12 protein-coding genes are annotated in these 13,755 nt (G+C 39.3%); 9 read left to right on the top strand and 3 right to left on the bottom strand.

What is annotated here, in order from left to right:
- Positions 1–230 precede the first annotated feature (230 nt).
- The 3 genes from M1R53_RS00205 to M1R53_RS00195 are packed head-to-tail and all read left to right on the top strand — an operon-like array spanning position 231 to position 2,320.
- Complete coding sequence (locus M1R53_RS00205) at positions 231–962, top strand: HAD family hydrolase (protein WP_249242641.1); 732 nt, start codon at positions 231–233, stop codon at positions 960–962.
- Complete coding sequence (locus M1R53_RS00200; RefSeq protein ID WP_249242640.1) at positions 962–1,678, top strand: DUF554 domain-containing protein; 717 nt, start codon at positions 962–964, stop codon at positions 1,676–1,678. The genes M1R53_RS00205 and M1R53_RS00200 overlap by 1 nt, the downstream gene beginning before the upstream one ends.
- A 24-nt stretch (positions 1,679–1,702) precedes the next feature.
- Entirely contained in the window at positions 1,703–2,320 is a 618-nt protein-coding gene (locus tag M1R53_RS00195) for a type II toxin-antitoxin system HicB family antitoxin (RefSeq protein WP_249242639.1), read from the top strand.
- 61 nt (positions 2,321–2,381) lie between these two features.
- Here M1R53_RS00195 and M1R53_RS00190 read toward each other — a convergent pair whose 3' ends face one another.
- Together M1R53_RS00190 and M1R53_RS00185 are read right to left on the bottom strand one after the other, a co-directional pair.
- Entirely contained in the window at positions 2,382–3,260 is an 879-nt protein-coding gene (locus tag M1R53_RS00190; RefSeq protein WP_249242638.1) for a glycosylasparaginase, read from the bottom strand.
- Between the two features lie 8 nt (positions 3,261–3,268).
- Positions 3,269–4,381 (bottom strand): amidohydrolase family protein, encoded by a 1,113-nt coding sequence (locus M1R53_RS00185; RefSeq protein ID WP_249242637.1) that lies wholly within the window; start codon positions 4,379–4,381, stop codon positions 3,269–3,271.
- Positions 4,382–4,474: 93 nt separating this feature from the next.
- Here M1R53_RS00185 and ybaK point away from each other — a divergent pair, with 93 nt between their 5' ends.
- Entirely contained in the window at positions 4,475–4,957 is a 483-nt protein-coding gene (gene ybaK, locus M1R53_RS00180) for a Cys-tRNA(Pro) deacylase (RefSeq protein ID WP_249242636.1), read from the top strand.
- 19 nt (positions 4,958–4,976) lie between these two features.
- On the top strand, positions 4,977–7,817 hold the full coding sequence (locus M1R53_RS00175) for an insulinase family protein (RefSeq protein WP_249242635.1): 2,841 nt from the start codon (positions 4,977–4,979) through the stop codon (positions 7,815–7,817).
- Between the two features lie 300 nt (positions 7,818–8,117).
- Here M1R53_RS00175 and M1R53_RS00170 read toward each other — a convergent pair whose 3' ends face one another.
- Entirely contained in the window at positions 8,118–9,476 is a 1,359-nt protein-coding gene (locus M1R53_RS00170) for an MATE family efflux transporter (protein WP_249242634.1), read from the bottom strand.
- A gap of 857 nt (positions 9,477–10,333) precedes the next feature.
- Here M1R53_RS00170 and M1R53_RS00165 point away from each other — a divergent pair.
- The 4 genes from M1R53_RS00165 (at position 10,334) to pstB (ending at position 13,755) form a co-directional block, all read left to right on the top strand.
- The gene (locus tag M1R53_RS00165) at positions 10,334–11,269 is read left to right on the top strand and encodes a substrate-binding domain-containing protein (RefSeq protein WP_249242633.1); all 936 of its coding nucleotides are present in this window, start codon (positions 10,334–10,336) and stop codon (positions 11,267–11,269) included.
- 68 nt (positions 11,270–11,337) lie between these two features.
- Entirely contained in the window at positions 11,338–12,204 is an 867-nt protein-coding gene (gene pstC / locus M1R53_RS00160; protein WP_070600200.1) for a phosphate ABC transporter permease subunit PstC, read from the top strand.
- Complete coding sequence (gene pstA, locus M1R53_RS00155; RefSeq protein ID WP_249242632.1) at positions 12,197–13,003, top strand: phosphate ABC transporter permease PstA; 807 nt, start codon at positions 12,197–12,199, stop codon at positions 13,001–13,003. Before pstC ends, pstA begins: the two co-directional genes overlap by 8 nt.
- Positions 13,003–13,755 carry a phosphate ABC transporter ATP-binding protein PstB gene (gene pstB / locus M1R53_RS00150; RefSeq protein WP_019214414.1) on the top strand — a complete coding sequence of 251 codons (753 nt, stop codon included), beginning with the start codon at positions 13,003–13,005 and terminating at the stop codon, positions 13,753–13,755. Before pstA ends, pstB begins: the two co-directional genes overlap by 1 nt.

The raw sequence follows: 13,755 nt of genomic DNA, 5'->3' as shown, positions 1-13,755 counted from the left end.
TGTACGCTCCGCTTGCTTCGAAGCTCCACATCGTTCAATCCATCCGATTGCTCCGCAAAACCTGTTTGATTTTATAAGCAAAAATATAAATATTATCAGTAAAAAATTCTGCACAACGCCAATCTCATCTAAGTGCTCCGAAAAATTAAAAAATAATCTTGCCACGATAATATTTACAAATTGTGCTATAATATAAATGATAAATATAATAATAATGGAGGAATTTATATATGATCTTTTTCGATCTAGATGACACTATTTTAGCAACTGCTAAAACAAATTTACTGATTTTTGAGCGCGCGCAAATGGATTTGCACATCGACATGGACGCTGACGAGTTTAGAGGCCGCATAAGGACTGCACTTCGCTCGCGCATGATAAGGCACTTGGACTTTGCCTACAACGAAACGATCGGCATAGACCCACTTGACTACCTACTTATGGAGGAGCCATACGAAGAAGAAAGGCTTGAACTTTTTAAGAATGGGGTTTATAGTGACGTAAAAGACATTTTGGGCGAAACTACAAAAGAAGAATTTTTCGCGGCATTTTTGAAAAGACGCTTCGACTACACAGAGGCCATTGACGGCATGCTAGAGCTTATAAAGGATTTAAAGGCTGCCGGTCATAAGCTTGGCGTGATCACAGACGGCATCAGCGAAATTCAGCATAGAAAGGCGCAAACACTAGGTCTTGACGCGCTTATGGACTACGTTTTCGCTTCAGGCGACTTTGGTTATGGTAAACCAGATACAAAGTTTTTCTTTGGCGCTATGAAAATGGCTGGTGTTAGTGCAGATGAGTCAATAATGATAGGCAACAACATAGACTCAGACGTTTTCGGCGCACTTGCGAGCGGCATGAAAGCCATCTACTTCGGCGCAAAACCAAAAAATTACAAAGTTTTATACGCGCCTGACGCCAAAGCACTTAGAGATGTTTTAAAGAAGGCGCTAGAATAATGGGTCTAGGCACATTAATTAACTGTGCAGCCATCATCGTCGCTGGCATTTTGGGAAGGATATTCTCAAAAATACTAAATAAAAAAGTACAAAAAGCGCTCGTACTGTCATCGGGCGTGAGCATATTCTTCATAGGACTTGCAGGCTCAATGCAAGGCATGCTCAGCATTTCAGGCAGCACGCTTAAAAGCGGCAGAGCCATGCTCCTAGTGATATCACTTGCGATAGGCGCGCTAATTGGCGAAATCATAGGCATTGAAGAGGGTTTCGAGCGTTTCGGCGCCTATCTTAAGAGGAAGACTAAGAGCGATTCAGATCAAGGCTTTATCGCGGCTTTCGTCACAACGTCATTAACAGTCTCGATCGGCGCTATGGCAATAGTAGGATCGATGCAAGAAGGAATAGCAGGCGATTACTCAACTTTGGCTATAAAGGCGGTTTTGGACTTCATCGTCGTCTTCGTCATGTCCGCGTCAATGGGTAAGGGAGCGACTTTTTCTTTCGTACCAGTCTTCATCTTGCAAATGAGTATCACCTGTCTAGCCAAACTCATCGCGCCATACGTTACAGATCTTGCAATTGACTATCTTTCGCTTGTTGGATCAGTTTTAATCGCGTGCATCGGCATCAATTTAGTCTTCGATAAGAGAGTCAGCGTTGCCAATATGCTTCCAGCACTGATAATAGCAATGGCTGCGGCGTATTTGCCATTTTAATAGAAATACACAAGGAGGCTAAGCATGAAAAATATTGATTATTACACATATCCAGCGATTGTCACTTATTTTGATAAGGGCTCTACTGAAACATATTTTCCTGACTTTGATATTTATACTAGTAATGAAGATGACAAGGATCTAATGAAAGACGCAAAAGAGCTGCTTTTTGTACTTATAAAAGGAATTTTAGAAGATGAAGATTTTTTACCTGATCCGAGCAAATTGCAAGATTTAACACTTCAAGACAATGAAAGAACTATGCTTGTTGAAGTTTTTGTGCCAAGTGAAATAAATATTAAGAAAAATATTTCAATTTATCCTTGTCTTGTTAGGCATGAAGATAGCGTTTATTACGCTAATTTTCCTGATTTTGATGCTTGCTTTACTGATGCTGAGACTTTAGATGAACTTTTTGTAAACACGAAAGACGTTTTAAATGGGGTAATAAATACTCTTTATGAAAACGATTTGGATTTGCCAATGCCAAGTGAGCTAGATGATATAAAGCTAAATAGCGACGAATTTTTAATTTTATTAAAAGCTGATTTATCTAGCAATATGATTGAAAACGCTTATATAAAAAGCGATGAAAAGTATTATAAGGATCTTGTAAAAAGAGCTTCAGACATGAAAAAATAAATACACACAGCAAAAGGCGAGGTTTTTTCTCGCCCTTTTCGTTTAATCTAATCTATTTCATTTATTTAATCTTTTCTATTTCTCTACCAAAGTCTCTTGCTATATACATCGCCGTTTCGCCACCATCTTCGCTTACTATAAATGGGAACTCGGCTATATTTGTGGCGGCGCCCCATGCTCCGTCCTTATTAACTGCAATTACTGAGAAATCACGCGGCTCTTCGCCCTTCGCCCTAAGTTTTGCGTCTAAATCCATGACTGACTTTGTAGCGGCGTCTTGAGGACTTAATCCACTCGCAATTAAACTTACAATTGCATAGGATAATGTTCCTTTAATTATGTCTTCGCCGACGCCTGTTGCAGCTGCGGCGCCCACTTCACTGTCTGCATATAGACCGGGACCCACAAGTGGTGAGTCGCCCACACGGCCCACTTTTTTCATGAAAAGTCCCGATGTAGATGTTGCCGCTATGCATCTTCCTTTCTCTGCGATGAGGCCGCAGACTGTATCGTGCCCCTTATACACCTTTGGTTTTTTTGCCCTCTCTTCGAGCCAGAGCTTTTTTGCTTCGTCTGTAAGCATCTCTTCTTCTTTAAAACCCATTTCTTTAGCGTGTTTCAAGGCGCCTTCGCCGACTAAAAAATTATTGTATTCATTATCAATGAGGGTATAAGCGACTGAGACAGCGCTCCTTATATTTCTAAGGCCAGCAACCGCACCAAAATGCAGATTGTCCCCGTTCATGATGGCTGCATCGCACTCAACTACGCCATCTTCGTTCGGTAGGCCGCTGTAGCCGACCGAGTGAAAATCTTCGTTCATTTCAACATCTTTTATTAGCGTGATCAAGGCTTCTTCAAGTGCAGCACCATTTAAAAGCGCTTCACGTGCGAGCTTTGTGCCATTTAAAGCCATTTTCCAAGTAGCTATAATTGTCATATATCCTCCTAAAAATCAGAAAAATTAGTCTTGCGAAGCACTTTTTTGTCACTCATCTCAAGAATTCCCTTGCTAATAACTGTGTCAATACCATCATTATCATCAAGCGCCATAAGGTCAAGTGAAAGCCCTTCCTTTATCTCGCCCGTGATTTTGTCTATTTCAAGCGCCTTCGCTGCGTTTGTCGAGGCAAGTTTAATCATATCCTTTAGCTCATATCCATAATTTTTGCAAAGCGCCTTTATAGTATCAAAAAGCTCTGTAATCTTTGCAGCGCCTATACCTAAGAGGTCCTTGTCCTTGGACCAGATAGGCACAGAGCCGTTCGAGTCTGATGAAAGCGTGATTCTATCAAATGGCGCGTTTTTTATCGCGTAATCGATCGCATCTAAACCGCTCTCTCCTGCAGTAAAATCCGCGTATCCACCCATATTCATAAACTTAACAGCGTCGTCAACTATATTTTTGCAATGAGTCGGCCTGAATGTCTTGATCGGGATCTCGTGTTTTTCAAGAACTGCGAAGACTTTTGAAAGGCCTTCCTTACCCAGTCCGCCCGTATGCATGTGTAATTCGCCTACTTTGCCAGCGAAGAGGCCGCCTAGGTAGCACTCGCTCGCTAGCCTTACGAGTTCGTCTTCTGTGATGTAACTTGCTCTGTGGTCTGAAATTGCTAGCTTACAGCCGATTATCTCACTTATGTAAGTGATGTCTTTTTTGACCGAGCCTGTTATGGTTTTAGAAGGATATTCGTAGGCACCAGTAAGTGCAAAGGCTCTGACGTTGTACTCATTTAGCGCCTTTACCTTCGATACAAGATTTTCGACCGAACGAGTCGTGCTATCAGTCCCAAGTAAGCCAACTACAGTAGTCACACCAGCCATAATTATGTCCTCATACTTTATCTCGGGAACGCGCGAGGTAGGACCCATCTCTCCACCGCCACCTGTCACGTGTACGTGGCCATCGATTAGCGATGGAAAAATTCTCTTTCCATTTAAATCTATCTCTTCAATCCCATAATAATTTTTTATATTTTCTTCTATCTTGGTAATTTTGCCGTCTAAAGATAAGATATCAACACCATTACCATTATAATTTGCGTTTTTAACAAGCAGCATAAATCCACCTTCCTTAATTAAATCATAGCACAAAAGCTTATCTATGACAATAGTTTTGACAATAGTTTTGGGTATAATAAGGTAGGTGATTTTATGAAAAAGACAAATGCGATGCGCCTACTAGACGCGGCGGGCGTGAAATATGAAGAATTTGAATACGATGCGAGCCTTGGAATCAGTGGGGTCGACGTTGCTCATACGCTTAATGAAGATGAAAGAATGGTTTTCAAGACCCTCGTTACTGAGACAAATAAAGGGGAACACTTCGTTTTTATAGTGCCCGTGGCGATGGAGCTTGACCTAAAAAAAGCGGCGAAGGCAGCTGGCGCTAAAAAAATGGACATGCTCAAACAAAAGGATTTACTGCCACTAACAGGCTACGTGCATGGTGGCTGCTCACCCATTGGCATGAAGACAAAACTTGGGACATTTATAGACGCATCGGCGATGGATAAGGAATATATTTATGTGAGCGGAGGCAAAATCGGTTTGCAAATAAAAATAAGCCCAGAAGATTTAATTAAGCTAACGGATGGGGCTGCCATTGACATAGTTAAGACGGCTGTGTTACAATAATGATAATTGAGGTGATTTAATGAACGAAAAATTTTCTCTAGTGGAGAGTGGATTTATAGACGAAATAAGTTCAGCATACAAGATTTTTACACATAAAAAGACTAAGGCTAGGGTCATAAAATTTGAAAATGACGATGACAACAAGGCATTTATGATAGGATTTAGAACGATTCCAGAGAATTCAAAGGGCATAATGCACATAATTGAGCACGCAGTTTTATCTGGATCAAAAAAATACACAACGAAGGAGCCCTTTATGGACCTTGCAAAATCATCACTTGCAACGTTTTTGAACGCGATGACTTTCCAAAACATGACAGTTTATCCGATTTCATCAAGAAATGCGAAGGACTTTTACAATTTGATGGACGTTTATCTAGATGCTGTTTTTAATCCAAGACTATTAACGGACAAGAGAGTCTTCCTTCAAGAAGGCACTAGACGCGAAATTTTTAATAAAAATGACGAAATTCAGTACCAAGGCGTTGTTTATAACGAGATGAAGGGCGCTATGTCCTCCTCGGAAGAGTTCATCTACCAAGCGATGCAAGAAGAGATGTATCCAGGTAATTATCCCGCTTTCAACTCAGGCGGCGACCCTTACGATATCATCAAACTTACTTACGATGAGCTTCTTGACTACTACAGAAGGCACTACCACCCATCGAACTCCTACACTGTTTTGTATGGCGATGGCGACGTAGACGCAGAACTTGAACATTTGGACGAATTTTTGTCAGCTTACGATTACAAAGAAATTCCGAATAAAATTGGCATGTGTTTAGCTAAGGACAGTAAAAAATTTATTGAGCGCGCTTATCCAAACGATGTCTCAGATAAGCACAATTATGCATATAGCTTCATCACAGGCGATATCGACAATACTCGTGATAGCATTATGACAGAGTTTTTGAGTAAGTACCTAAGCTATTTCTCAAATTCGCCGCTTAAGAAAAAGATTCAAGAGATGGGTATCGCGAGTGATTTATTAAGTTACTCCAACTATGGCTATGGTAATGGTAACTTCACTGACATAAATATGATTTTAAAAGACGCAGATGGCGGCAAGGCAAACATTTACAAAGATGCTGTTGAAGAAGAGCTAGAAAATATAAAATCTGGCCGCATCAATGTTGATATCTACGATTCAGCGCTTAATTTAATGGACTTTACACTTAAAGAGTTTGCAAATACTGCAACTAAGGGCATTGCACTTGCGCTAAAAGCTGTGGCTATGTGGCTATTTGACAAGTCGCCACGGGCTGCATTTGCGTATAATGCTACACTTGAGGAGCTTAAGAAGGATAAGAGTGCCTTTATAAACTTTGTGAAAGATGTTCATAAAGATGCTAAGCTAATTGATTTTTATCCAGTTAAAGATTTTTACAAGGACAGAGACGAAGCTGAAAGAAAGGCGCTTGACGAGTTCAAGGCAAATCTTTCGGATGAGGAGCTTGAGGCGCTAATTAAGGAAAATGAAGACCTAAAGGCTATGCAAGAAGCACAAGATAGTAAGGAAGCCATATCTAGCATACCAACGCTTAAATTAAGTGATTTGCCACGCGATATTGAAAAACTGCCGCTTGAAAAAATTTCTGACTCAGCATACTATTCTAAGGAAGATAGCAAAATTTGTTATCTAAACTTATTCTTCGACATTTCTCATATTGCCGAGGAGGATTACGTGAAAGTCGCTAATTTAACTGATCTACTTGCTGACATCAAAACTACAAAGTCCTCGAGAGAAAAGCTTGAGACAGACATATTCAAAACTACTGGCGCGATAAATTTTGCTGCGAGCGTTGTGAAAAATTACAAGAACGGCAAATTGACACCGTTTGTGCAATGCAGCGCGAAATTTACTAAAGATAAGGCAATGGACGCGATGAAACTAATTGATGAGATCATCAAGTGCTCCGATCCGAGCGACGAAAAAGTCCTTAAGATGAACGTTTTGGAGAGCGTTTCAGACTTTGATAATAATATTTTAAATATAGCTTCAAACGTTGCGATGGATGTGGCGAAAGCGCAAAGCCTTGAAAAAGAGAGACTTACGCTAAAGCTTCATGGCATAGAAAAATTTATTCACCTTAAAGAATTGAAGACAAAATTTGATGAACTTAAGGACGAAGAGATAAAAGACTATGAAAGACTAATGAAAACTATGTTTAGAAGAAATGGTTTTCTATCGCACTATTCATTCGAAAGCAAAATTCCAGAGCTAGACAAGGCTATAGCAGAGCTAGAAGCTTCACTTGAGAGCGTGGATGCTCCAGCCATTAACATAGAAAAAAATATTGAAAAGAAAAATATTAAATTAATCGTTTCATCCAAAGTTTATTTCAACGCTATGGCGACTGACCTAGATAGTGATAATGACGGCGATGCAGAAGTTTTAAGACAAATAATGTCAAATGACTACCTACACACAGAGCTTCGTGCTAAGGGCGGCGCATATGGTGATGGCTTAAGTGCAGGCATTGACTACCTTGCAGAGTTTACCTTTAGAGATCCGCACGTTTCGAGAAGCTTTGAGGTTATGAGAAAATCGGCTGAGTTCTTGGAGGGATGCGAACTTGACCAAGACGAGCTTGAAAGAAGAAAGATCGCTTCGACACTTAAGTATAATAAAGCGTACGGCAAGGGACAAAAGGGCAAACTTGCCTTTGTGAGAATGCTTCAAGGTCTGACAGAAGAAGACGATTTGAAGACATATATAGAAATTTTGGATACGGATTTGGATTTGTTAAAGAAAAAATATGTAGAAAAATTGAAAAAATTAGAGGATGCGCCAGTGACGGTTATTGGACCTGACGGAGATGATAATATAGTTTATGACGAAATAATCGACATCCGCTAAATTTTGTGTTCACTTAGCGATCTTGGCTAGTTTCGAATTCTTTTGTCGCTGCGGAGTGCTCTAGCACACCTCGCTCCAAAAAATTCTGTACTACGCCAATCTCATCTAAGTGCTCCACAAAATTGGTTTGGCGACTTTTGTTCTTCGTAGTAAATTATACTTTTCAATTTATAAAAAATATTCTTCCTTTATATAATATAAGGAACTAGTATATTATTTAAAACTAAAAATATCAAAAAAACTGTGGGAATTAGAATCTCACAGTTTTTTCATGTCTATATTTATATTTATTAGATAAATTTATTCGTACTTCTCTTGATTTTCGCGGCTTAGCCTTCTATAGAAATAATAAGCAAATATCAACGTCACTGCCTCTGATACTGCCGAAGCGAACCATATTAGCCTTGGCTCGACCATGGTCAAGACGAAAAGCGCCAAATATATGGTCACGAAGCTTCTCAAGATATTGATTGTGACTGAGTACTTTGGCTTTAAGAATGACACGCAAACGGCTGCTATCAAGACGTTGAAGCCCGTTATCATGAAAGATATCGAAAATTTGCGAAGCGATTCTACTGAGTACGCCATGGTTTCCTTGTCTACATTTAAAAATATCCTAAATATTCTCTCTGGAAATAGCTGTGATCCCATTAAAAAGACAACTCCCGTTACAAATATCGCCGCAGTTGCTAGACGAAATAGCTTTTTGAGGCTAGCGTAATCTTTTTTACCATAATAATAGCTTAGAAGTGGCTGCGTGCCTTGCGTTATGCCTGCAAAACAAGTGAGGGCAAGATTATTGACATAGCTAATTACCGAGAACGTGGCGATGGATTTTTCGCCCAAAAACTTGATTATGAATAAATTGTAGAACAAAACTATCATCGCGATGCCGACCTCTGAAACGAAATCGCCAACACCAAGCGTGAAGATGGATTTGAGCGTATCGAGCGAGAATTTTACATGGGTGAACTCAAGATTCGACTTGCCGATGGTGAAGTGAATTAGGTAGACGACTGTCGAGATGACTTGCGATATACCCGTTGCAACTGCTGCACCTGCGAGGCCCTTACCCATTAGACCAACGAAGACGTAGTCCAAAATTACGTTACTTAAGCCGCATGTAATAACCGTTACGACCGCCAAGCGCGGAAAACCATCGACCTTGACCAAAACTTCGAAATTATATGAAATCATTAAGAATGGCACAAAATACACGATGTGACCGATGTATTCAATGACTAAAGGTTTTAAATCGCCTCTCGCACCTAAAAGTAGCGCAATTCTATCCATATTAAAATAAAAAAGCACTGTCAATATTATTGAAAAAATTGTCACAGTTTTTATGTTGAAGCTAAAAATTTTATTAGCCTTCATGTAATTTTTCCTGCCAATCAAAACGCCGCACATAGTCTGCGAGCCGACTGCAGCTATTATTCCAAGTGCGAAAACTATATTTATGAAAGGCATTGAAAGATTAACCGCACTTAGAGCCTCGACGCCGACGTATTTACTCACGAAAAAGCCGTCAACCATTGAATATAGGCTAAAGATGATCATGGCAGAGAGCGACGGAATTATATATGAAAAAAATTGTTTTTTGATTTTTACCGTGGTAATAGTAAAACCTCCTTGTGATATATATAAATTATAGCACATAGAATAATTTCCTTCAAGTAGCTTTTGCATTCGATTTGCGCCTAAGGCTTGTTAATTTCATACACCAAGAGAACGAGCGTTAGCGATGTGCGATTGGCTATGCATGCCTTATGCCAGGGTTTACAAAGAAACGAAGCATAGCGAACGTCGATTTGATTAAACTTACGGCTTTTCTTTGCACATCGAAAAGATAGTTCCACGCAGCTTAGTTCAACAAATTGACAATTGCTAAGCTTGTCCGACTATAAATCCATATTCGTTCCGCTACGCTCCACTAGATGGATTTATGGCCGTCGTCCTACGCCAAGCAATTGGAGCAATTTGTCTCAATGCGCTGCTTTTGGAACATATCTTTTCTCACTAAATGCTGCTCCCCTTGAAAATCACTTTTTTTCTCTCTAAGGTAAAGATGAAATCATAAGAAAAGTGATCTTTATTAAGTATATTTAGAATTATAATCTATATGTTTATTCTCTATCTACTAAAAGAAAAGTGTTATTAACGAAGTGACGCATCTGAACAAATTGTGAAATTTATTAGCGAAGAGCGCTGTCCGAAAATTCATCTAGTGAAGTGAAACGTAACGAATATGAATTTTCAAGCGATCGAGCTTATAGAAATTTCCAATTTGAGAAGCCTAAGTCACGAGTAATACACTTTTCGTTAACAAGATCAAACTAATCACTTTTCAATTTGTAAAACAAATTTTACAATCACAAGACCATAATCATCATAAAAAGTAAAGAATTTTGGTTATTTTACATATTTTACATAATCTTTACACTTCATACATACTTCCTTTACATAATAACTCTATAATCAATTTGTAAAAATCATTTAAAGGAGTGTTATTTAAAATGACAAAAAAATTAATTTCATTAATGCTAGTACTTGTATTAGCTCTATCACTAGTAGCTTGCTCTAAGGGCGAGGACAAACCAGAGGAAACAGCTACTGAAACAAAAACAGAAGAAAAGACTGAAGAAAAAACTGAAGAAAAAGCACCTGAAGCTTCTAACGAACCTATCACTGTAATTTCAAGAGAAGACGGTTCTGGTACTAGAGGAGCCTTCATTGAAATCACTGGCATAGAAGAAAAAGACGGCGACCAAAAGGTTGACAAAACAACTATTGACGCTGTTGTTCAAAAATCTACTAACGCTGTGCTAATGACTGTTAACGGCGACAAAAATGCCATCGGCTACATCTCTTTAGGCTCTTTAAACGATAGCGTTAAGGCTGTCAAGGTTGAAGGCGTTGAAGCAAGCGCTGAAAACGTTCTAAACGCTTCATACAAGATCGCAAGACCATTCAACATTGTTTATAAAGGCGAGCTAAACGGACTTAAGAAAGACTTCATTGACTTTATGATGTCAAAAGAAGGTCAAGAAATGGTTCTTGAAAATAAATACGTTCAAGTTGACACTGCAGCGCCTGAATACAAACAAAACTCTCAAAGTGGTAAGCTTGTTCTTGGCGGCTCAACTTCTGTTACTCCACTTATGGAAAAATTTGCTGAAAAATACATGGAAATGTATCCAGAAGTTAAGATTGAAATACAAGCAACTGGCTCATCTGCTGGTATACAAGCTGCTATACAAGGCGCAGCTGACTTAGGTATGGCTTCAAGAGACCTATCTGACGAGGAAAAAGCAGAATTAACAAATGTAGTTATCGCTAAAGACGGTATCGCTGTTATAGTTCATAATGACAACGCAATAGAAGACTTGACACTTGATCAAATCAAAGCCATCTTCGTAGGAGATATCAAAACTTGGGGCGACATTAAATAATTAAAATAAATTAGTACTACACGTGGAGGGCCGAATTTGAGCCCTCCATAATTATATAAGGAGTAATTATGAATAAAAACTTTAAAGAGACTTTCATGAAGTATTTCTTCTTTATCATCTCTCTTATCTCAGTCTTTGCTCTTTTTTTGATATGCTACTTCATTTTTTCAAGAGGCATACCCTTTGTAAAAGAGTACGGACTTAAAGCATTTTTATTTGGCAAAACTTGGGCGCCAAGAAACGTTCCCGCCTCTTATGGCATAGTGTCCATGGTCGTGGGATCTGTCTATACAACACTTGGCGCGATAATCATCGGTCTTCCTATAGGCCTATTAACAGCCATATATATGGCATTTTATGCCAATAAAAAAGTTTACAAAATACTTGAACCAGCTGTTCAGCTCATGGCAGGCATCCCTTCAATTGTATATGGTTTCTTTGCTCTAGTAGTTATGGTGCCACTTATAAGAAGCGCATTTGGCGGCGACGGCATGAATATAATAACGGCTTCCCTACTTTTAGGAATAATGATACTTCCAACGATAATTTCGATTTGCGATTCATCATTAAGAGCCGTCCCCAAAGCCTTCTATCAAGGTTCAGTAGCTTTAGGCGCAAGCAAGGAAATCAGTATATTTAGAGTTGTGGTGCCCGCTGCAAAGAGCGGCATCATCTCATCTTTCATCTTAGGTATAGGTAGAGCCATCGGCGAGACTATGGCAGTTTACTTAGTTGCAGGCAATCAGCCAAGAATACCTGCCTCACTTACACAAGGCGTTAGAACCTTAACAACAAACATCGTTATAGAGATGGCATACGCTACACCAAAGCATTTGCAAGCGCTTATCGCAACAGCCATGGTTCTATTTATCTTTATTTTGATAATTAACACTATTTTCTATTTTATAAAAGGAAGTGAGAAGAATTATGAGTAAATTTTTAAAAATTCTGATTAAAACAGCTGCCTACTTTACTTTGGCAACGCTTATCTTCATAATCCTCTACATTTCTATTAATGGCATACCAAACTTAAGGCCATCACTTTTTGCATTTAAGTACACAACAGAAAACGTATCAATGCTACCAAGCCTTATCACTACGCTAATTGTAGTCATCCTAACTCTTTTAGCAGCCGTGCCCATAGGCGTCGCTAGCGCTATCTACCTAAGTGAATACGCAAATAAAAGCTCTAGAGTCGTTAGACTAATTAGGCTTGGAACAGAGTCACTAGCTGGTATTCCATCTATAATCTACGGCCTATTTGGTCTGATCCTTTTCGTTTATCAAATGCAAATGCAGTACAGCGTGGCTGCTTGCGTTTTAACCGCCATCATTATGGTTTTGCCAATTATAATCAGAACATCTGAAGAGGCGCTTCTTAGCGTGCCTGACTCATTTAGAAAGGCATCTTATGGTCTAGGCGCAGGAAAACTTTCTACTATATTTAAAGTAGTTTTGCCTCCAGCCATGAACGGAATTTTGGCTGGAATAATACTTGCGATAGGAAGGATAGTCGGCGAAACAGCCGCATTTATCTACACTCTAGGCAACACTACTGGCCTACCGACCGGCTTAAATCAGTCAGGCAGGACACTTTCCTTGCACATGTACTCTTTGAGCGAAGAAGGTTTTCACGTTGAAGAAAGTTTTGCGACTGCCTTCATATTACTGATAGTGGTCGTAATTATCAATATGCTATCAACAAAATTATCAAGAAAGGTTATGAGTAAATAATGAATAAAATTGAAGTTAAAAACGTTGACCTCTTTTATGGTGATTTTCAGGCGCTAAAGAATGTGTCTATGGATATGCCTGAGAACAAAATCACGGCTTTCATTGGCCCATCTGGCTGTGGTAAGTCAACGCTATTAAAGAGCTTAAATAGAATGAATGATCTTGTCGATGGTGTAAAAATCACTGGCGAAATCACTTTGGATGGCGAGGATATCTACGCTCCAAAGGTAGATGTGAACGAGCTTCGTAAGAGGATCGGCATGGTTTTTCAGCAGCCAAACCCATTCAGCATGTCTATCTATGATAACATTGCTTATGGTCCTCGTGTGCACGGGATAAAAAAGAAAAAAGACCTTGACATCATCGTAGAAAGGTCTTTGAGGGGCGCTGCTCTTTGGGACGAAGTAAAGGATAAATTAAAAAGAAATGCTTTGCAAATATCTGGAGGACAGCAACAAAGGCTATGCATAGCAAGAGCGCTAGCTGTTGAGCCAGAAGTTTTACTGATGGACGAACCAACATCGGCCCTTGACCCAATATCTACATCTAAAATCGAAGAATTATGCGACTCACTTAAAAAGAGCTACACCATCGTCATAGTGACTCACAATATGCAGCAAGCTGCTCGTATATCGGACTTTTGCTCTTTCTTTTTTGAAGGAGAAATAATTGAATCGGATCAAACGAGCACCATTTTCCAAAATCCAAAAAATAAAAAAACTGAAGACTACATTACTGGTCGTTTCGGTTAA

Origin of the sequence: Fenollaria massiliensis, assembly GCF_023347705.1 — a bacterium.
Taxonomy (GTDB): Bacteria; Bacillota; Clostridia; order Tissierellales; family Peptoniphilaceae; genus Fenollaria; species Fenollaria massiliensis.
The sequence above is the reverse complement of the archived record's forward strand: the minus strand, read 5'-3'. Positions and strand labels throughout refer to the sequence as shown.